The organism is Chitinophaga silvisoli, from assembly GCF_003412465.1.
GTDB classification, from domain to species: Bacteria; Bacteroidota; Bacteroidia; order Chitinophagales; family Chitinophagaceae; genus Chitinophaga; species Chitinophaga silvisoli.
Genome location: NZ_QTJV01000004.1, coordinates 116,645 through 136,478 on the forward strand (window position 1 = coordinate 116,645; position 19,834 = coordinate 136,478).

Below are 19,834 nucleotides of genomic sequence, written 5' to 3' on the forward strand. Positions count from 1 at the left end.
CCATATAAGTTTTATAGTATAATGGCCAGGAGTACGCATGCGTTAAGCTGCTGCTTTTCCCTACGCCGGTATTAACCGGATCAGGTTCGAAGAGTAATTCTCAGTTCCTTATCAGGAACACCCCTAAAGCCATCTCAAATTTAGTAAACAAGCGGAGAAAATGACATAATTATTTTTTATACTTGTGGCTATGCGCTTATTTGTATCACTGGCGGCACTTGCCTGCCTTTTCCACATAGAGGTGAATGCACAGTCATCAGATCTTCTACGTTATGTTCAGCCTCTTTCGGGCACTGCAGCCAGCACCACGGCTTCTTCCCGGAAACATGGCAGCGGCACTGAGTCTTATGCCAATACCATCCCGGCTGTAGGCCTGCCCTTTGGTATGACGCAATGGACACCGCAAACAAACACTACGGAAAATAAGTGCGTCCCACCCTATACTTATAGAGACACCCTTTTGACCGGGTTCAGAGGTACTCACTGGCTCAGTGGCTCCTGCACACAGGATTACGGCAGCTTTACGATCATGCCGATCGTAGGCCATTTCACTACCGACTATGCCGTACCTTTCTCTCACGACAAGGAAACCAGTACTCCTGCCTATTATAAACTGTCATTGCCGGCAGTGACTACTGAAATTACGGCAACTGCCAGGTGTAGCATGATCCAGTTCACCATGGAGAAAACGGATAGCCTGTACCTGTTACTCACCCCGAATAGTGACCGGAAAGAGGGTATTGTAAATATTCATAGCTACAGGCGTGAAATTTCAGGTTACAATCCTGTGCACCGGATCTACCAGGGATGGGGTGAACCGGCAGGTTTCTGTGGTTATTTCGTCATGCAGATCGAGACCATGGCTACTGTCGCGAAACCCGGTTACGCCGCTTTTTACCTGCAGAAAGGGGAACAGGTCAGGGTACGTATCGGTACCTCTTTTACCAGCATTGACAATGCCCGCAAAAACCTGGAAGCAGAAATACCCGATTGGGACTTTGCTGCCCTGAAAGCAAAGAACGAAGCCGTATGGAATACGGCGCTGAACCAGATCCAGGTATCTACTGCTGATGAACAGGACAAACGTATATTCTATACCGCATTCTATCATGCCATGCAGCATCCCCGTTTGTTCAATGATGTAGATGGCAGTTATCCACGCTTTACAGGGGACTATCAAAATGAGCGGGTGAGCAAAGGGAATTATTATGACGATTATTCCATGTGGGATATCTACAGGGCGCAACTACCATTGTTTGAAATATTACAGCCGAAACTGGTAAATGATTTTGTTTCCTCTTTGATACTGAAAGGACAACAAGGTGGATGGCTACCTATTTTCCCCTGCTGGAATAGTTATACTGCTGCCATGATCGGAGATCACTCCACGGCATTTATTGCTTCTGCATTTAACAAGGGAATCAAAGATTATGATGTGGATGCAGCTTATGCATTGATGCGTAAAAATGCTTTTGAAATGGCCACCGGTGATGATTATAAAAACGGGAAAGGCAGAAGGGCACTGGATTCCTATTTGAAATACGGATACATTCCAATGGAAGATAGCGTACCCATGGCATTTCACAAAAAAGAACAGGTAAGCAGAACGCTGGAGTACGCTTATGATGATTATGCATTGTCTACAGTAGCAAAAGCTTTAGGCAAAACAGAAGATTACGGGGTATTAAGCAGGCGCGCGCAGAATTACAATAATGTCATTGATCCGAAAGTAGGTATGGCCAGAGGGAAGTATGCTGATGGCAGCTGGTATACACCCTTTAATGCCGATAAAAAAGAACCATATATTACTGAAGGCACACCCAGGCAGTACACTTTTTATGTACCGCATGATATAAGTGGACTAGCTAAGAAAATAAACCTGAAAGCAGCACTGGATAGTTTATTTGCAAAAGATGAGTACTGGCATGGCAATGAGCCCGGGCACCAGATTCCATTTTTGTACAACTTTACATCTACCCCCCAGAAAACACGTAAGGTGGTACGGAAAATATTGGACGAAGAATATTCGGACGGACCGGGAGGCCTGAGTGGCAATGACGATGCCGGACAAATGTCAGCCTGGTACCTGTTTGCTGCAATGGGCTTCTACCCCGTAGATCCTGTCAGTAATAATTATGAGTTGTCCGTTCCAATTTTTAACACTGTAACTATTTTACTGCCCAACAATAAAAAATTCCAGATGAGAGCCATTCAGACAGGAGACAGGAGGGCTGTGATTTATAACGGGAAAGAGTTGAAAGGACACGCAATTACATATGAACAAATCATGCAGGGTGGTGACCTGGTTTTCTTTTTTTAAAATTAAAACCAATGACTTAGGTGATTACGTAAGCTTATTATGCCAGGCATTTTTGAGTCTGGCATAATTATGGATTTTCTTCCATTACATATTTTTTCTGAATCACCTAAAACCATATCAACATGAATGCACGTTTCAAATTCCTGCTGACAGCAGGTGCTATGTTCATTAGCTATGCAGGGTTCTCCCAGGTTAACCTGGGTGTTACATCCGCTACCAGCAGTTCGGTGGCAGCAAAAACGAATGCAGCAGTAGTGAACAAAACTACCAGCAAAGTAGCCAGTGCCACCCAGTCTACTGTAAGTAAAACAACAGCAGCTACAAGCAATACAGCAGCCAATACAACAGCAGCTGTACAACGCGCTAAAGGTAGCACCGGCGTATCAGTTTCTTCCAACACGACTGCAGCTGCAAGCGGTACTAATGCCACTACATCTTCTGCTACTACAGCCAATGCGAATGTAGATACAAAGGCTGCCAGCAGCGAGGTTAAAAGCACTGCGCACAAAGCAGCAACTACTACCAAAACAGCAGCTGCCAACACTGTGAATGATGTAAAGTCTACTGCCAATGCAGCAAAGACCACTACGACCAACACAGCCAATGCTGTTAAACCTTCTGCCAGTGCCAGCGCCAACGTATCTGGTCATGTGAATGCCAATCATTAATTACTCCCCCCACAAGTAACCATCAATTATTAGTCATGATTGCCCGCATACAATTCCTTTTGCTGGCTGGCATTGCCATGCCTTTATTCCTCCGTGCACAGGACACTACGCAGACTACAAAGCCTGATACACGCAGGAATGTATTTACCGCTAACCTGGATTTCCAGTCAAGGATCTCCTATTACGGCCGTACTGACAGCCTGAAAAGCAGTCTGCTCAATCCCAGCATTGGCTACCAGCTCAAAATGGGATTGTATGCGCAGGCAAGCATGATCTTTATCAATAATCCTGTCCAGTCACTGGATTATACAGCCACCATTTTTGAAGGGGGCTACCGCTTCGGACAAAACAAAAAATTCTCCGGCAATATCTTTTACAATCAATACCTGTATGAAAAAGATACCCGCCTTATCCAGTCTGTCGTAAAATCACAAACTGGTTTTAATGTAGCGTACGAAACAAAGGTGATCACTTTCAACATCAATGGGAACCTCAAGTTCAGTAATAAGACCGACGTAGGCGCAGCAGCAGGCCTGGATCACCTGTTCCTGATCCGGTATCCCAACCAGCATGCCGCTATTGGCATCAATCCTTCTGCATATGCGTACTTCGGAACACAGAATTTCAGCCATACTTATTACGAACAAAAGAAGCTCTTCAACCTCATTCCAACAACACCGGAAGTGGTGACTAAAAACAGTGAACAATTCAATGTACTTTCTTACGAATTTTCACTGCCCGTGGTATTTGTTTATAAGAAATTCAATGCCACCCTATCAGGTACTTATGTCATGCCACAGCACCTGATCAGTGGTGTAGAAACAGGTAGTAATATGTTTTATTTTTCTGCGGGAGTAGGTGTGCGGATCTGATTACAGGCCGAGTTGTTTCAGGAAATTTTCTTTATAGTTGCTGCCTATAGGTATTTCTGTGGCATTGATAAATGCCCTGTTGCCTTCTATATGTGTAATGCTGGCTTTGTTGATTATAAATGAACGATGGATCCTGATAAATAAATTCGATGGTAATAATTCCTCGAAACCAGAAAAAGTAATGGTAGGCAGGATGGTGCGCTGCTTCGTTACCACTTTTGTATAATTACCGCTGGCTTCTGCATAATAGATATCTTCATACAGGATCTTATAGATCTTTCCATCTGCTTTTATAAAGATGAAATGCTCTTTTTTGCTCACTGTAAATTCAGGCCCGGTCAGCTTCTCCAAGGCCTTATCCACAGCTACAATAAATCTTTCCAATGAAAACGGTTTCAATAGGTAATCCGTTGCATTCAGGTCAAAAGCTTCTACTGCATATTCCTTGTATGCCGTTGTAAAGATCACCTGTGGCTGGTACTTCAGCGTTTTCAGAAATGCCAGTCCATTCAATACCGGCATATTGATATCGAGAAAGATCAGTTCAATGTCTTCCTGCTGCGCAATGGCCTTTGCTTCCAGCGCATTACCGCAGGAGGCTACGATGTGCAGCATCGGAAAATGACTACAATACGTTTGTATTATCTGCCTGGCAATTGGCTCATCGTCTACTATCAGACAATTGATCTTTCTCATTATTCTTTATTTTTAGCTGCAACTGTACTGTGAAATATTTATCGCTCTCCTCTATATTCAGGTCATATTGATTCGGGTACAGTAAAGATAAGCGCTTACTTACATTCTCCAGCCCCAGGCCACCGCTGCGTTCATGAGGGGCCTCACCTTTAGAGTTTTTCACGGAGAAGAGGATGGTATCGCTCCAGCGCCTGATCATGATTTCTATATAGATTTTTTCGCTGGTAGTATTCCTGGAATGCTTGAATGCATTTTCTATAAATACAATCAGGAGCATAGGTGCAATCATATCCTGTACATCATCAAATGGCTCTATCACGGTATTCAGGTGCAGGCGCTCCCCTATCCTGATCTTCTCAAACTCCATGTAGTTGTTGATGTAATTCAGCTCATCTTTTAAAGGTACGAACATTTCCTTGGCATCGTATACAGAGTAGCGCAGCAAATCGGACAATTGCAGCAGCAGGGACGGCACCTTGTCCGGAGAGGTGATAGAGAGTCCATACATGTTATTGAGCGTATTGAACAGGAAATGTGGACTTAACTGGGATTGCAGGTTTTGCAGTTCACTCTGGCTATTGGCAGCCAGAATCTGGGCTTCCCGCAGGTGCGTATAGATCCGGGTGCGGTATAGCTTGATGAGCATGCCCAGTGTAAGACTCATGACCAGGAAAGACAGGGGGAACAGGAAGTCGTGGAAGAAGTCCTGCCGCTGAATAGCCTTGCCTATAAACAGGAAACAGAGACCGGCGGCCAACAGGAAGATCAATGAGAGGAACGACAATATGGTCCAATGTACATGCCTCCTGCTATCGATGAATAAGAGAGATAGAAACCGGCCGGTATAAACAGCACCCAGGAACCCGACAGTCATGGCAAAGGCAATCTCCTCATCGTCCATCGTTGTGAAAGAATGTACATATTGTCTTATTACTATAAACAACACCACCCCGGATACCATGCCGGCTATAAGATGTATTTTCAGATTACTCACCGTTTTCATATCGATTGTGTTTCTATGCTACAAATATGAGTAACATGTCTCAATCTGCCAGCTTATAATGACGAACCTGTGAAAAGGACTGACGAACCCTGAAAATAAGGTTTTCGTCACGGATCCGGCCAGTTACATCACTAAAATTTCTATTACCCCCGCTACCAGACAATCTTTGCTAAAAATCACACAGCAATGAGACCCATTTTCGCCATCTTCATCCCCCTTCTTTCCTTTGTCCAGGTATATGGGCAGGATACTACCAAACCCAAACAGGTACAGCTGAAAAGTATAGAAGTAACCAGCAAAAAGCCCTTGCTGGAACAGAGTATTGACAGAACCGTAGTGAATGTAGATGCCATGATCAGTGCCGCCAGCAGCAATACCCTGGAAGTACTGAATAAAACCCCCGGGGTAACGGTAGATCAGAACGGCACCATCAACCTGAATGGGAAAGGAGTGCTGGTATTGATCAATGGCAGAACCACCTATATGTCCGGCCAGGATCTGGCCAATTACCTGAAAGGCCTGCCCGGTAGCACACTTGATAAAATAGAACTGATGGATGCCCCTCCTGCGAAATATGATGCGGGTGGCGGGGCGGTGATCAACCTCAGGTTGAAAAAGAGCACCATCCTGGGTTTGACAGGCAATATATCGCTGAGTGCTACCCAAGGTATTTATGCCAGGACAAATAATTCACTTAATGTCAATTATAACTATAAAAAAATGAACTGGTTTGCCGGCCTTAGCTATAACAGGGATGCGGAATACAATGACGACAAAACCAACAGGGATTACTATGCAGAAAATCTGAGTGTATTTCTGCATTCCCGTGTGAAAGGCCGGTCTAATACCAAAGGTATCAGGTTGGGAATGGATTATAATGCTAGTGCCAAAACCGTCCTGGGATTTGAGGTAAATGCGCAACAAAGACCGAGTATCTACACCAGGAACTATACCAGTGAAGCCAATAATGACAGTAGCAGCAGGGGCTATACCTATAGCGATGCCAATTGGAAAAACCTCAGCGGCAACCTGAACTTCCTGCACAGGTTCAATAACAAAGGACATGAAATTTCCGCCGATGCCAGTTATATTTCCTATAAGAATAATGACATGCAGGACCTGAATAATGACAACGATTATTTCCACTACAAGCTCTTATCAGACATGCGGATCTTTGCAGTGAAAGCTGATTACGTGCACCCTATCGGGATTGAGGCAGGCGTAAAATCCAGTTTTGTCAAAAACGATTATGACTCCCGCTACCTGAACGAAAAGATCATGCAGGTAGATAGTAATTCCAACCATTTCATTTATGATGAAAACATCAATGCAGCATACATCAGCGCCAGGAAGAAATGGAAACGCTGGGGAGCCCAGGCAGGTTTGAGGATAGAAAATACCAATATCCAGGGCAGACAACCGGGGAATACAGCGATTGCTCCCTCCTTATTTACCCGCAGTTATACACAGGCATTCCCTACTGTATTCCTGAGTTATAAAATGGATAGCGCCGGCAACCATACCCTGAGCTGGAACCTGGGCAGACGGGTGAACAGACCTAATTACCAACAGTTAAATCCTTTCATCGCCTTTGAGAATAGTTATACTTATTCCACAGGTAACCCTAATTTGAAACCACAAACCAACTACAGAACCGAGTTAAAATATCAATATAAACAATGGCTGGGATTGGGCTTACAATACAACTGGTTTAAAGATATTATTTTTACGATGAGTGATGTGGTGGACAACATCTATATTTCGAAACCGGACAATGTAGCAAAGGGATTTATCTTCATGTTCCTCGCCAATGTAAGTGCACATCCTGCGAAGTGGTGGTCATTGAACGGTAATATAATGACAGGACGTGCACAGTTACATGGAAAGGCATTTACAACGGCCCTGAATTCCGGTATCTTTTCTGTAAGAGTCCGTTTGTACAACCAGTTTGATTTATCACATGGCTGGAGCGCGGAAGCCAGTGGAGATTATTCAGGTGTGAACCTCAATGGCCAGGACATCACGAATCCAAGGTATATTATGTATGCGGCTGTGCAGAAAAAGCTGTGGCATAACAAGGCTACTCTAAAACTCAATATGGACGACATTTTCCATTCTTCCGGTCAAACCGGCCATTCTGAAGGCGTAAAGGACAGTTATTATACACACAGGGGAATCTATGATTCTCAGAAAGTAAGTGTGGCGTTCACCTATCGCTTTGGCAGAGAAACGTTTGCGCGTAAACGGAACCATAGTGATAATACAGCTGACCAGGAACAGGAAAGGGCGAAGTGATTCTGTTGTATATTTAGGGCATGAAGAGAATTATAATCACATTGTTTGCCCTGATGGTTTTTATAAATGGGCATAGCCAAACGAAAATTTTACTTAAAGGGGAAATGGATAAATTATTCCCGGAGGGTGTACAACAACAGTTGGGTTTCAAGTCCCGGATCAGATTAGTGTATAACTTTACCGATAAGAACGGGACCTATTACCTGCCCATCTGTGAGAGCTTTGATGGTGTAGGAGAAGATGACACTACGCATTACAAGATCAAAGCCATCAACCTGAAATATGAAGGCGGGCAGTTTGTAAAGCAGTGGGAGCTGAATGATTATATCCTGACGGCACAGATGGAAGAAAGTATCTGGTTTTATACAAAGTATGTGACGATCAAAGATCTGGATGGAGATGGAGAAACAGATCCCCTGATTATTTATGGCAGCACGGGACAGAATGGGAAGAGCGACGGAAGGTTGAAGATCCTCATGTATTATAAGGGGAAGAAGGTGGCGATCAGGCATCAGAATTCAGAGTTTGATGGAAGCCGGACCACGGAGGTAGATAAGGAGTTTTATGAATTGCCGGAGAAGGTGCAAAGTTTTGTGAAGGGAATGATGAAACGGCTGGCGGATGACGGGCAGGTGATTTACGCTTCGAACTGGGTGCAGCAAATGAGTAAGAAAGCAACATTTATACAATAAATATGGGCCGTCCATGTGGACGGCCCATATTATTCAGGGGTGTTGTGCATATGCTATGATAGATGCTTTACCCAGCATCGTCATATTCAGATTAAACCCAACATACGCCGCTGTCGCTCCCTTATCCAGGGTTAAAGGACTCTTCAAAGCATATACAGTGATCAAATACATATGCGGTAATCCCGGAGTCGGTGCAGGACCACCATAACCCGGCTGACCAAAATCCGTTACTCCCTGCACAGCACCGGCAGGCAATAACTGCTTCGCCGGATTACCCGCACCCGCTTTCAGCTCCTTCACATCCGCAGGAATATTGTATACCACCCAATGCCAGAACCCACTACCTGTTGGCGCATCAAAATCATACATGGTTACAGCAAAAGCCTTTGTACCCGCGGGCGCATGTTCCCATGACAGGGCCGGAGACTGGTTCTCACCAGTATATCCCATAAAATTGTTATACTGTTTGTTCGAAAACTGACCACCCAGGTCACTGCTCTTCAGGGTAAAGGTCTGGGCATGTGCACTGATAGCGAAGATGGCTATCATGGCTAATAAGGTGCTTAATTTCTTCATAGTTCCTCTTATTTGTTTGTGATACAAAGTTAAGGGGAGCCATGGGGGCGGGTTTATAGCTAACAGCTCAGAACTTATGGCAAAACGTTCATTTTTTGTTGCTGGTATTCACTGGGACTTACACCGAAGACCTGTTTGAAAGACTGGCTAAAACTGGAATGGTTCTCATACCCTACCTTATGGTATACATCACTGGGCTTTTCGCGGTTGTTTAGCAATAAGGTAGCCGCTATTTCCATTCGCTTCTGTAAATACCATTTACTGGGTGCTACCCCATACACCTTCGCAAAACGACGCTTGAAGGTAGAAGTACTCATATTACAGAGGAAAGCAAGTTCTTCGACGCTAATGTTGTTTTCTATGTGTGCTTCCACTGCCTGGCGGAAATCGTGTTCCTCCCTGTTGGCAGTACGCAGACTTAGCACCTGCCGGGGGTACTTGTCCACCATATACAACATGAGCTCTTCGAACTTCAGCACCCGCATAGCCCTTGAAATAGGCCTGCCGGTCGCCAGCATCAGTTCCAGGGAACGCAGGAAGTTCAGTAAAAAAGCATCGTGCCGGAAGGTGATGAAAGGTTGCTCAGTCGAATAAGCGCCCTGTTCAACGTGGACTTGTGGTGGACCTGGATACTTGATAAAGAAGTCTGAAAGAACCTTATTGTCGAAGAAAAAAAGGATACTGCGATAAATGCCATTTTCAGGCGCATTTTTCTCACTCATCAAACAATTGCCACCGGAGAGCAGGATGAACTGAGTCGGGTCAATCTGCGCGCTCTTTTCTGCATAAAACGTGGTTTTTACCCCCTCCAGCAGGAAACTGAATAAATTGGTATGCATCGTGATCTTATTCTTCACCAGGTTCGCTGATGACTCATAGCCGATGATATGCAGGTTGTCACTTTCCTGTACCAGGTCCATTGGCAGATTGAAGGTATCCATTTTACAAAGATACAATGCTACTATTATAAACAATTCAAATCCCGCCAAACAAAGATGATCAACTACTCAAACAAGTATAATTTCATTCAAACTCAGCCTGCTAAATAAAAATCCAACTTAAATGTTATAATTTCCTTTAGGACACAGACCAACTAAACCATTATCTTATATTTTGCTGTTATGTTATTTAACTCCTTAGAGTTTGCAATTTTCCTTCCCATTGTATTTTTTCTGTATTGGTTCGTAGGAAAGGAAAATACCAGATTACAGAATATCATTATTTTGATTTCCAGCCTCTTCTTTTACGGTTGCTGGGATTATCGTTTCCTTTTCCTCTTATCGTTTTCGATTCTCCTGGATTTTTACAGTGGGATCAAAATCAGCGAAGCAGCCACTCCAAGGTCTAAAAAGCTATGGCTGATTACAAGTATTACGATCAACCTGGGCTTCCTGCTCTTCTTCAAATATTATAATTTCTTTGTACAGTCCTTTGCGGACCTGCTGATGAATTTTGGTTTCCAGCCTAACATCTGGACACTCAAAATCATCCTTCCTGTAGGTATTTCATTTTATACTTTCCATGGTCTCTCCTATGTCATTGATATCTACAAAGGACGAAGTGAGCCTACCAGGAACCTGATCGACTACTCTGTATTTGTGAGTTTCTTTCCTTTGCTGGTGGCAGGTCCTATTGAGCGTGCCTCCCACCTGTTACCGCAGGTACAGCAAGCCCGGCACTTTTCTGCAGAGAAAGCCAGCGATGGTTTAAGGCAGATTCTATGGGGGCTTTTTAAGAAGATAGTGATTGCAGATGTAAGTGCCATGTACGCCAATGAAATTTTTTCATCCAGTACACACCTCCATGCAAGTACCCTGGTTTTAGGGGCCATCCTCTTTACCTTCCAGATCTACGGCGATTTTTCCGGTTATTCTGACATTGCATTGGGCGTGGCCCGCTTATTAGGTTTTGAGCTCTTAAAGAACTTCTCCTATCCATATTTTTCGAGAGATATTGCTGAGTTCTGGCGGAGATGGCATATCTCCCTGTCCTCCTGGTTTAAAGACTACGTATACATCCCGCTGGGAGGTAGCCGGGGTGGAAAGCTGAAAGCAGTGCGTAATACCTTTATTATCTTCCTGCTTAGTGGTTTCTGGCATGGTGCCAACTGGACCTTTATTTTCTGGGGTTTATTAAATGCTATCTATTTCCTGCCCCTCCTGCTTTTTGACAGGAACAGGAATAATATTGAAATCGCGGCAAAAGGGAAAACACTGCCTTCTCTCAGAGAATTCTTCGCTATCCTCATCACCTTTGCACAGGTGGTCTTTGCGTGGATCTTCTTCAGGGCAGAAAGTCTCCGGTATGCATTTAACTACGTAAAAGGCATCTTTAGCCGCACCCTTTTCAGCACGCCCGAAGTGTTTCCTAAAACCCAGTTGGTGCTGATTGCGATCTTCCTCGTCATCGAATGGCTGGGAAGGGAACAACCTTATGCCATTGCGGGCATTAGCATTCAATGGCCCAGACCTGTCAGATGGTCGTTTTACTTTATGATCATATTCATTATCGCAATATTTAAAGGTTCTCCTCAACAGTTCATTTATTTCCAGTTTTAGTATGAAACAGTTTCTTGCCAGATTATTTATATTCTCAGTTATCTTAGGCGGCTTAGTAGCGCTCCTGAGCGCAAATTATGCGAAGTCAGCAGAAGGCAATTTTGTGAGTGCAATCCGCTTAAAACACGAAAGACTGAATAGTTTTAAAGGACCTAGAGTCATGTTTGCCGGAGGGTCTAATGTCGCATATGGTATAGATAGCAGGGAGATTGAAGATTCTATCAAATTGCCGGTTACCAATCTTGCCATCCATGCAGGGCTGGGCCTGGACTTTATGCTCTCTGAACTGAAGCACAGTGCACGCAGGGGTGATTACATTTTTCTTTCTCCTGAATATTACCTGGACGAAGGCCGTTATAAACTGGATGAAGAAGCGGCTGACAGTTACCCCGAGGCCAGGCAGTACCTGAAACACCTTGCACTCAATGATTTCCCGATCCTGGTGGATGGCATCATGGAACAGTTAAAGACCAATAAGGATGTGATGTTTGATAAGCTCTCGAAAAAATTCTTTGGGGCTAAAAAAGAAAACACGATCGCTTCCATCACCTCATTCAATGAATATGGTGATGTGGTGGCCCACCTGAATCGTCCTGCTCCTGCTACCATCAAGGATAAGAAAGCTTTTGAATACAGGTACTGGGATGGGATCCAAAAAATAAACGCACTGGCGCAATATGCCAAAGACAATGGCATACATCTTTACTTCGTGTTTCCAACTTATTCCAGGAACGCTTATAACATCAATAAAGCTGTCATTAAAAAGTACCAGAACGACCTGGCGATGAATCTGCAAATACCGGTCATTAATTCCCCTGAAGATTTCGTTTTCGATGACAGCGAATATTATGACACGGTTTATCACCTGAGAAAAAATGCCAGGGAGCTGCGTACGCAGAAGCTGATCTCTATCATCAAGCCATATACAATGATGTAATCTTATTGCCTGTATTGATAAAAGATGCCTTTATCAAAAGGAGTCCAGAGGCAGGCACGTTGTCCACATGCCTTCAGCCCATTGTTTGCCCAGGTATTGCAGGTATGGAAGAGGCTGTAGCTGCCTTTTGCCTCGTAGAAGGCATCTGTACGGCCATAGTTGGCATTCGTTACGATGTGTATGATCTGGTCATTGCCATCTCTCCTGAAACTTTGCTGTATATAGGCAATGAGCCGTGCATACCTGGCGCTGTCAATGCTGGTACGAATACAGTCTTTCCCTTCGCGGAGCTGATGGTAGTAAGTTGCATGGATGGCAGCTGTACTAAGACCTGTAGCCGCCTTAAAAGCTGTGCTGAACTTCAGGTCTGCCCAGGTAGGAGTTTCGAGGTAGAAGCCTTTGTCGCCCCAGCCGAAAGCGATCCACCGGGCCGTCGTATCCCTGCCAATGGTGTTTTCAAATAATACGCTTTTGCTCCAGTCGATCTGTGCATTTCTGACTGGTACCACCAGGTCTGTATGCACACCATTGGTGAGGATGTACATGGGAATATTGTTATTGGTTGATGGCTCTGCTGCTACAGCAATGCGGGAAAGCCCCCAGGCAGAAAACAGGTAAAGTGCTACAAGTACTACAGGTGTAAGAATCGTAAACAAGATGATTTTCAGTACTTTCTTCATAGTTTGGAGTTATCTTCCAGTGTTTTTCTTTCTTTTTTGGTGAGACTGCGGAGCCCGTTTTTATGGATTTTTTCCAGCAGCCCGTCTATTTCCTGTTCCCTAATTACACGTGCAGAGTTGTATTTGTCATCTATGGTCAGGTCCCCTTTATGGTGGCGTTTGAAATACAGGTTATCAACCAGCAGGAGATGCGGATGCCGGATGACCATGTAAATAAAAAAGATACCAGGCACCAGGATGAGTAGTATAGTTGAGTAGTTGTAAACCATTGCCAGGGGCTGGAAAAAGAGGGCTGTCACCATTCCTACCATGGCCCCGCCCAGGTGTGCATCATGCCCGATATTATCCCTTTGGGAACGGATGCCATATATGGAATACAATACATAGCAGATGCCAAAGAGCCAGCCAGGCACACGGAAAGGGAGGAATAACAAGCCTACATGGATCCCGGGTTCCAGTGCTATAGCGGCGAATATAATGCCGCTGACCGCTCCTGAGGCACCAATAGCCGTATAATCTCCATGATGCCGGTGCAGGAAGAGTGATAATAAGCTGCCCCCTACCAGGCTCATAAAAAATACGGCCAGGAAAGCTGCATTGCTAAGTACATAATCCAGGCTGGTACTGAAGAAAAAGAGCGCCAGCATGTTAAAAAACAGGTGCATCTTATTGGCATGCAGAAAACCTGAACTGATAAGGCGGTCATATTGCTTATAAAGAATGATGCCGTCTACATCAAAGGCGTAACGGTTAAAAAATGCTTCGTCCCTGAAACCTTTGAACGAGACGATGACGTTAACGAGAATAATTAACAAACACGTTATTCCAATTGTCCCCATCTTTTTGCGGTATTGAGATATTATGCCTAAAAATATACAAAAAAATCCTGATTCCTAAACTATATTGTTGTTAAAATTACCGCCATGATAACAACCAAACCACAGCCAGGAGAATATGTTGACTACCAGATGAATTACATTAAACAGGTGGGAGATGCCCCTGTTCAGCAGTTGCTGCTGGAACTGAAGGACAAGGGTTACGATTTTTATACCAGCATCCCGGAGGAGAAGGGAAATCATGCTTACGCCCCGGGCAAATGGACCATCAAGGAAGTATTAGGGCATATCATAGATACGGAAAGGATCTTTGGGTATCGCCTGCTCGCCTTCATCAGGGGAGAAAAACAGGGTTTGCCAGGCTTTGAGCAGGATGATTATGTAGTCAATTCAGATGCCGGTGCAAGAACCATCCGGGACCTGGCCGAAGAAATGAAACTGGTGCGCGCAGCGAATTATTACCTGGTACGCAACCTGACGGAAGAACAGGGAGCGATCAAAGGCCGTTCTGCCGGCAACCCGATTTCAGTAAGGACGATTTTGTATATTATGGCAGGTCATGAACTGCATCACATGCAAATTTTGAAAGAACGCTATTTATAAAGTTACGCCGTTGCCTTTGGCAACGGCGTATTAATTATTATAGTTTAAAGAAAATGTTTCGCTTATATAACCAATAACATAAACCCCATTCCAGTCCCCAGGTCACAAACGCCGCCAATACCTTCACCGGCACAAAAATCCCTACTACCCCATTCACCCACTGAGCACCCACCGTTTCAAAAAACAGGTAAATGAAAATCGCATTCATCCCTACTACCACCGCTATCCAGGTGTACCTGCTATGCTCCTGAAGATCGATCCACCAATACAGGAAAGCTAAGATCAATAAGACCCAGCCTGCGGATGCCAACACAAATCCAGCCGTTGCTATTCTTTTTATGATCGGGGATAACTCAAACCAGTCTGCCGCAAAACCTAATATCAATCCTGCCAGGCCAGCCACCAAAAGCGCCATGATCTTCTGGTTGCCTGTTCGGGAGCCCGTCAGCAATTTCCCCGCTGCCATTCCCCACAGGGTATGTGCCGCCGTAGGAATAATATTGATCGCTACCCAGCCATCTGTATTGATCTTTCCCATCAATACCGTATCCATGTATGCACCAAAATTGTGGTATTCTACGAAAGGCTGATCAAAACCCGGCACCAGGATCGTTCTATACAACACATCGTTGAGGATGATCAACAGGAAACCCTCGATTATCTGTACTGTAAATGAATTGCGGATAAACAAATAAGCGATGATGCTGGTAAATGCCAGTTGTGTCAATACATTCCATAGCTCCCATACCGGTTTCCCCGCGTAGATGCAATGCAAACCCACTCCACAGATAAAGAGTTTCAGACTCCGGATCAATATATGCCGGAAGTTCTGCGACCAGCTCACGCCTTTTCTCAACTTACTTTCGTAAGAGATATACATTGCCGTACCCGCCATAAACATAAAGGACGGCTGTACCAGATCCCAGAAACGCAGGCCATGCCAGGGATGATGAAAAAACTGCTCTATAAATGCATTCGGCCATACTTCATGCAGGCTATCATACACCCGGCAGCTCTCTCCTGCCAACAGGATCATGATAATACCACGCATTACATCCAGTGATAATAAACGTCCGGAAGATTTTATCATATTATTGGATTGTGATCTGATGATTCAGGTTGTTATAACCTGTGGTGGATTCCCAAACATTGTTATTCGCCAGGCGGATACTATATGCCGGCATATTGCGCAGCGAATTATATCCATCCGGTAAGTTAAGCAATACTTCGTAGGTACCTGCTACAATACCTGCCGGCAATTTAAAGGATTGTCTCAATGTAACAGCGCCCGTCAGCCATTTGCGTACTTCTGTTGAAAAGGTAAGGGTATCTATTTTCTTCGTCTCTGTATTGCGCAGCAGCAATTGTACCGGCCGTGGATTGTAAGGAGCCGCATAGCCTTCATTTTGCATATGGATGGTAGCTGTCAATGAATCAGTAGCCGATAATTTTGAAGGGAATGTAGCATCTTTCAACACTAGCCTGTAACCCAGTTTCCGCTTGATATTATCCAGGCATCCACCCGTCTGCCAGTCATTGTTTACCTCCGAATTATAATCTGCATTCAGAAAACTATAGTGCATATCGCTGAACTCCTGCTCTGCATGGCCTGAGGGTTCACAATCATTCTGCGGGCTATATGCATCACTACAGGTCTCCCCTCCTACTACCACATACTTACTGTCCATAGCTGTAAAGTTGTGCATAGCGGTGGTGGCTTCTACCGGTGTGGCAGCGGAACTGTCATAATCAGCAAAGGTGCCGTAGTCATTTGCGCTGGACAGGAAACAGTCATTGTGATAACCGATCCTGGCCTTGTCAGTACCTGTGGCTGCTTCCTCTGCCGTCATTGCACCGGATGTGGGCAATGCACTTACACCATATACAAACTTCTGTTTCAGCTGTGGCAAACGGATCTGCACCATTCTGTCTACCGGCAAGGCATCCAGCATGGCCTTCAATACTTCTGACCTGTCCTGCCAGTTTTTATCCAGCAATTGCTTCTGCCCATTGGAGGAAGCATCGCCAAAATAGTCTGTATAAAAGTTTTCGCCCCATACACCGATAAAACCTAACTGCACGGTAGCTATCACATCTGCATTTGCCTGCAGTACCGGTTTCAGTTGTGCGATATGATTCAATACAATGTTCTTTGGAGCATCTCCATACGGGGTACAGATCCAGCTCTCCGGACAGCTGCCTGCCGTTACGCTGATGGTATATGTAAATCTTGGAATCAGTTTTACACCAGCTGCACGGGCTGTCGCAAAGTCTTTTGCCAGGTTAGTAAGAAACGCATCCGGTAATGCCTTGCCGGTATACCCGCTCATAATAAAATAGCGGAACACCAATGTACTCATCACACTGAAACTACCACCTGAAGGCGTTGCACCACTTTTGTAGGAAGCTAAGGTTGTCGCATTCAACGCCGTGAAATTATCAACCGTTGTTTCTGAATACCGGTAGAAACCTCTTTCCGGATTTGTAAAATCTTCAGTACTGGCAGTGTAGGTAATAGTAGTACTATCCTTGCCCACATTGCTCTCTCCTCCGCTGGTTTTATCACATGCTACGGTGAGCAGTATAATGGGGAATAATAAGCGTATCGCCCTCATGAAATTATCTTTAATGTTAAAATAAAAAGGGCAGGTCATGCAAATTAATGCCTCCCTGCCCCCCTTTACCAGCTACGGCAAAAATTTATTCAAATACAACCTGGTATGCTGCTACGCCGGATCCCGGCAGTGAGCCATAGGTAACAGACCAGTCATTTTTAGAGGCCTGTATACCTATTCTGAATCCGCTGGATGCAGGCAGGTTTTTGATCTTGCTTCGTACAAATCTCATTTCGTATTTCAAGGTGCTTCCATCCTGTACTGTTGTACCTATGGAGTAATATTCTGACGCACCGGAATCATTCCAGGCCCATGAATTATTGGTACCTCCATAGTTATACACAGCAGGTGCTACCGTGGCAGGATCCAGCAGGGTACCTTCTATCAATACATCTATACCTGCATCCAGGAATGTACCTGTGACATAACCTGTAGCAGGATTGTTATCTGAATCCATATAGATGTCAAAGATATCATTGGCTGCTTTGGTGGATTTCATTTCAAAGTAGCAGTATACATAGTTCGCGTCGTAATCGAACTTCGCTTTCTGGAAGTATGTTTCCCCGGCTGCAGGTGTAACTACATAGGTAGAAATCGTATCCCAGTCGGACAGTGTATTATCATTCAGTTTTACCGGTGATGTTTTAGCGATGTTGATCACTGTAGACCCTTCAGCTACCCTGCCATCTGCCGTATAAGCATACAAGGTAGGTACATACTTCCCTTTACCGGGATAGGTATGTACAGGGCTTGCTTCGGTAGAAGAATCCCCATCCCCGAAATCCCATTTATAGGAAGTGGCACCAGTGGTTTGATTTGTAAATGTAACGTTGTTACCATCTACCGCCACTTCGTAAAACACATCAGCAGATGCGGTGTCATTATCTTTCTTACAGGCTCCTGCTACTACCAGCAGTATCAGGGCTATCATGATATATTTATTGAAACGCATGATCTACGGCTTTAAGGATTAAGGATTCTGTGTGCACAAAGTATTGGTCTGCATCTCATCTATCGGGATGTAATAGATGGTCTTTGTATTGTCCCAGTTAATGATCATGTTATCATAATTCGTCGGCAATACAGACAGGTTAATATCAGACTCTTTCAGACCTGGCAGGTGATACCCCCAATACGTGCGGTTCAGCGCCAGTTTATTGCGGTATACGTCAAAGGCACGATGACCTTCGAATGCCAGTTCTATTCGTCTTTCCTTCAGCACTACATCCAGGATCGTTTTGCCTGCAGGCAATGCTGTATACTGGGCATCTTCCAGGCCACGGTGCTGACGGATTATATTTACATCTGCCAGTGCTGCGGACACATTGCCGGCCTTGGCTTCTGCCTCCGCCCTGTTCAGGTACATCTCTGCCAGGCGGAACAGGATAGGTGAACTTAAGGTAGGACTACCTCCCTGACCGGAGAACTTAGAGATCATGTACATCTCAATACCGTTCTTCTTAGATACATTTCCATCTGCATCTTTGAAGGGAACGATGTAGCTCCAGCGAACATCCTTGTCCGCATATTCTGACATGGTATCTCTCAGTGAGGTAGTGGCAAATTCTTCGCCCCAGCCAGAAGTACCATCTGTATAGATCATAGAGGCGATAGATGCTTTTTTATAATCGTCCACTGTTGTGAAAGCGATACAGAAAATCGTCTCTGCGCTGGAGGTGGCATTGGCAAACATGCTGGGGAAACCAGCAGCTGTCTCCAGGTTGAAACGACCTGAATTGATCACCTGGTTTGAATAATAAATGGTGCTGTCCGTATTATCTTCATAGAGGAATGCTCTTGACAGGAGTGCATATGCAGCTTCTTTAGAAGCGTATTGTACACCGCGGGATGTATTCATCAGGCTTGCCGCCATTTCAGCATCGGAGATGATCTGCGCATATGTTTCGGCTACTGTAGACCTGGCTTTGGAAGAAGGATCTGTCGTAGATGTACGAAGAATAACACCTGGTGCTGAAGGATCCTGTGTGTAAGGCTTTGCATAAAAACGCGCCAGTCCCAGGGTGGCCCATGCACGCAGGAAATAACATTCCCCGATCATCTGCTTCACCTCATCACTGGGGTTCGCGATCGTTGCAGCGGCAGCGAGTACTGTATTGGCATCGCTGATGATCTTATAAGACACGTACCAGAAGAAACGGCTGTTTGTCTGTGTAGGCGTATGTGCCAGCGAGAAACTATAATAGAAGGCATCTGTTGTCGTTTGCCCACATACTATATCATCACTGGCAAAATCATTCATCTGGAAGTACTGGCGCAGGTACATATTGTTATCATCCCGACCACCGGCAAAATCCATGTGATCCTTGAACAATGCATATGCCCCGTTCAGCGCATTCTTCATACCAGTCACGGTGCTGGTCAGATTTTCAGTTGTAAGCGCATCACTGGGACTCACATCTTTCAGGCAGCTGGCCAGAAAGACTGGTAATGTAAGTATGATAAAGAAAAATCTTGTTCTCATG

General features: G+C 44.8%; 18 protein-coding genes and 1 riboswitch. Of the genes, 8 read left to right on the forward strand and 10 right to left on the reverse strand.

The window, feature by feature from the left end:
- Positions 1–40: 40 nt before the first annotated feature.
- A riboswitch (TPP riboswitch) is annotated at positions 41–135 on the reverse strand.
- 55 nt (positions 136–190) lie between these two features.
- The 3 genes from DXN04_RS12560 to DXN04_RS12570 all read left to right on the forward strand — a co-directional run bounded on the left by DXN04_RS12560 (position 191) and on the right by DXN04_RS12570 (position 3,860).
- On the forward strand, positions 191–2,320 hold the full coding sequence (locus DXN04_RS12560) for a GH92 family glycosyl hydrolase (RefSeq protein WP_116853707.1): 2,130 nt from the start codon (positions 191–193) through the stop codon (positions 2,318–2,320).
- Between the two features lie 122 nt (positions 2,321–2,442).
- The gene (locus DXN04_RS12565) at positions 2,443–2,988 is read left to right on the forward strand and encodes a hypothetical protein (RefSeq protein ID WP_116853708.1); all 546 of its coding nucleotides are present in this window, start codon (positions 2,443–2,445) and stop codon (positions 2,986–2,988) included.
- A gap of 35 nt (positions 2,989–3,023) precedes the next feature.
- Entirely contained in the window at positions 3,024–3,860 is an 837-nt protein-coding gene (locus DXN04_RS12570; RefSeq protein WP_116853709.1) for a hypothetical protein, read from the forward strand.
- Here the strand turns inward: DXN04_RS12570 and DXN04_RS12575 are convergent, their stop codons facing one another.
- Both DXN04_RS12575 and DXN04_RS12580 read right to left on the reverse strand, forming a co-directional pair.
- A complete protein-coding gene (locus tag DXN04_RS12575; RefSeq protein WP_116853710.1) occupies positions 3,861–4,556 on the reverse strand; it encodes a LytR/AlgR family response regulator transcription factor in 696 nt (231 codons plus the stop codon).
- Positions 4,522–5,559, reverse strand: a complete 1,038-nt coding sequence (locus tag DXN04_RS12580; RefSeq protein ID WP_116853711.1) for a sensor histidine kinase — start codon at positions 5,557–5,559, stop codon at positions 4,522–4,524. Before DXN04_RS12580 ends, DXN04_RS12575 begins: the two co-directional genes overlap by 35 nt.
- 186 nt (positions 5,560–5,745) lie before the next feature.
- Between DXN04_RS12580 and DXN04_RS12585 the strand changes: the two genes are divergently transcribed.
- Both DXN04_RS12585 and DXN04_RS12590 read left to right on the forward strand, forming a co-directional pair.
- Entirely contained in the window at positions 5,746–7,854 is a 2,109-nt protein-coding gene (locus DXN04_RS12585) for an outer membrane beta-barrel protein (RefSeq protein WP_116853712.1), read from the forward strand.
- Positions 7,855–7,958: 104 nt separating this feature from the next.
- Positions 7,959–8,546, forward strand: coding sequence for a M949_RS01915 family surface polysaccharide biosynthesis protein (locus DXN04_RS12590; protein WP_116853713.1), 588 nt, complete (start codon positions 7,959–7,961; stop codon positions 8,544–8,546).
- 33 nt (positions 8,547–8,579) lie between these two features.
- On the opposite strand, the gene DXN04_RS12595 is transcribed toward DXN04_RS12590, so the two are convergent.
- Both DXN04_RS12595 and DXN04_RS12600 read right to left on the reverse strand, forming a co-directional pair.
- Positions 8,580–9,122 (reverse strand): YbhB/YbcL family Raf kinase inhibitor-like protein, encoded by a 543-nt coding sequence (locus DXN04_RS12595; RefSeq protein WP_116853714.1) that lies wholly within the window; start codon positions 9,120–9,122, stop codon positions 8,580–8,582.
- Positions 9,123–9,196: 74 nt separating this feature from the next.
- Entirely contained in the window at positions 9,197–10,063 is an 867-nt protein-coding gene (locus DXN04_RS12600) for a helix-turn-helix domain-containing protein (RefSeq protein WP_199415036.1), read from the reverse strand.
- A 282-nt stretch (positions 10,064–10,345) separates the two neighbouring features.
- Between DXN04_RS12600 and DXN04_RS12605 the strand changes: the two genes are divergently transcribed.
- Positions 10,346–11,680: an MBOAT family O-acyltransferase gene (locus DXN04_RS12605; RefSeq protein WP_233525579.1), complete on the forward strand. Its 1,335-nt coding sequence runs from the start codon at positions 10,346–10,348 to the stop codon at positions 11,678–11,680.
- Position 11,681: 1 nt separating this feature from the next.
- Positions 11,682–12,617 (forward strand): hypothetical protein, encoded by a 936-nt coding sequence (locus DXN04_RS12610; protein ID WP_116853716.1) that lies wholly within the window; start codon positions 11,682–11,684, stop codon positions 12,615–12,617.
- A 2-nt stretch (positions 12,618–12,619) separates the two neighbouring features.
- On the opposite strand, the gene DXN04_RS12615 is transcribed toward DXN04_RS12610, so the two are convergent.
- On the reverse strand, positions 12,620–13,297 hold the full coding sequence (locus tag DXN04_RS12615; protein ID WP_116853717.1) for a TIGR02117 family protein: 678 nt from the start codon (positions 13,295–13,297) through the stop codon (positions 12,620–12,622).
- Positions 13,294–14,112 carry a rhomboid family intramembrane serine protease gene (locus tag DXN04_RS12620; protein WP_233525580.1) on the reverse strand — a complete coding sequence of 273 codons (819 nt, stop codon included), beginning with the start codon at positions 14,110–14,112 and terminating at the stop codon, positions 13,294–13,296. The genes DXN04_RS12615 and DXN04_RS12620 overlap by 4 nt, the downstream gene beginning before the upstream one ends.
- A gap of 108 nt (positions 14,113–14,220) precedes the next feature.
- Here DXN04_RS12620 and DXN04_RS12625 point away from each other — a divergent pair, with 108 nt between their 5' ends.
- Entirely contained in the window at positions 14,221–14,736 is a 516-nt protein-coding gene (locus DXN04_RS12625; protein WP_233525581.1) for a DinB family protein, read from the forward strand.
- A gap of 37 nt (positions 14,737–14,773) precedes the next feature.
- Here the strand turns inward: DXN04_RS12625 and DXN04_RS12630 are convergent, their stop codons facing one another.
- The 4 genes from DXN04_RS12630 to DXN04_RS12645 form a co-directional block, all read right to left on the reverse strand.
- Positions 14,774–15,826, reverse strand: coding sequence for an acyltransferase family protein (locus tag DXN04_RS12630; protein ID WP_233525582.1), 1,053 nt, complete (start codon positions 15,824–15,826; stop codon positions 14,774–14,776).
- Position 15,827: 1 nt separating this feature from the next.
- The gene (locus tag DXN04_RS12635; protein WP_116854312.1) at positions 15,828–17,351 is read right to left on the reverse strand and encodes a DUF4832 domain-containing protein; all 1,524 of its coding nucleotides are present in this window, start codon (positions 17,349–17,351) and stop codon (positions 15,828–15,830) included.
- 85 nt (positions 17,352–17,436) lie between these two features.
- Positions 17,437–18,303: a PKD domain-containing protein gene (locus DXN04_RS12640; RefSeq protein ID WP_116853719.1), complete on the reverse strand. Its 867-nt coding sequence runs from the start codon at positions 18,301–18,303 to the stop codon at positions 17,437–17,439.
- An 18-nt stretch (positions 18,304–18,321) separates the two neighbouring features.
- On the reverse strand, positions 18,322–19,833 hold the full coding sequence (locus DXN04_RS12645) for a RagB/SusD family nutrient uptake outer membrane protein (protein WP_116853720.1): 1,512 nt from the start codon (positions 19,831–19,833) through the stop codon (positions 18,322–18,324).
- Between the last annotated feature and the right edge of the window lies 1 nt (position 19,834).

Excerpts from the sequence above, each read along its gene's own strand:
- DXN04_RS12625 (WP_233525581.1), top strand. The coding sequence starts at position 14,221 with ATGATAACAACCAAACCACAGCCAGGAGAATATGTTGACTACCAGATG.
- DXN04_RS12595 (WP_116853714.1), bottom strand. The coding sequence starts at position 9,122 with ATGAAGAAATTAAGCACCTTATTAGCCATGATAGCCATCTTCGCTATC.
- DXN04_RS12640 (WP_116853719.1), bottom strand. The coding sequence starts at position 18,303 with ATGCGTTTCAATAAATATATCATGATAGCCCTGATACTGCTGGTAGTA.
- DXN04_RS12585 (WP_116853712.1), top strand. The coding sequence starts at position 5,746 with ATGAGACCCATTTTCGCCATCTTCATCCCCCTTCTTTCCTTTGTCCAG.
- DXN04_RS12630 (WP_233525582.1), bottom strand. The coding sequence starts at position 15,826 with ATGATAAAATCTTCCGGACGTTTATTATCACTGGATGTAATGCGTGGT.
- DXN04_RS12615 (WP_116853717.1), bottom strand. The coding sequence starts at position 13,297 with ATGAAGAAAGTACTGAAAATCATCTTGTTTACGATTCTTACACCTGTA.
- DXN04_RS12600 (WP_199415036.1), bottom strand. The coding sequence starts at position 10,063 with ATGGATACCTTCAATCTGCCAATGGACCTGGTACAGGAAAGTGACAAC.
- DXN04_RS12570 (WP_116853709.1), top strand. The coding sequence starts at position 3,024 with ATGATTGCCCGCATACAATTCCTTTTGCTGGCTGGCATTGCCATGCCT.
- DXN04_RS12590 (WP_116853713.1), top strand. The coding sequence starts at position 7,959 with ATGGATAAATTATTCCCGGAGGGTGTACAACAACAGTTGGGTTTCAAG.
- DXN04_RS12635 (WP_116854312.1), bottom strand. The coding sequence starts at position 17,351 with ATGAGGGCGATACGCTTATTATTCCCCATTATACTGCTCACCGTAGCA.
- DXN04_RS12575 (WP_116853710.1), bottom strand. The coding sequence starts at position 4,556 with ATGAGAAAGATCAATTGTCTGATAGTAGACGATGAGCCAATTGCCAGG.
- DXN04_RS12565 (WP_116853708.1), top strand. The coding sequence starts at position 2,443 with ATGAATGCACGTTTCAAATTCCTGCTGACAGCAGGTGCTATGTTCATT.
- DXN04_RS12560 (WP_116853707.1), top strand. The coding sequence starts at position 191 with ATGCGCTTATTTGTATCACTGGCGGCACTTGCCTGCCTTTTCCACATA.
- DXN04_RS12580 (WP_116853711.1), bottom strand. The coding sequence starts at position 5,559 with ATGAAAACGGTGAGTAATCTGAAAATACATCTTATAGCCGGCATGGTA.
- DXN04_RS12610 (WP_116853716.1), top strand. The coding sequence starts at position 11,682 with ATGAAACAGTTTCTTGCCAGATTATTTATATTCTCAGTTATCTTAGGC.
- DXN04_RS12645 (WP_116853720.1), bottom strand. The coding sequence starts at position 19,833 with ATGAGAACAAGATTTTTCTTTATCATACTTACATTACCAGTCTTTCTG.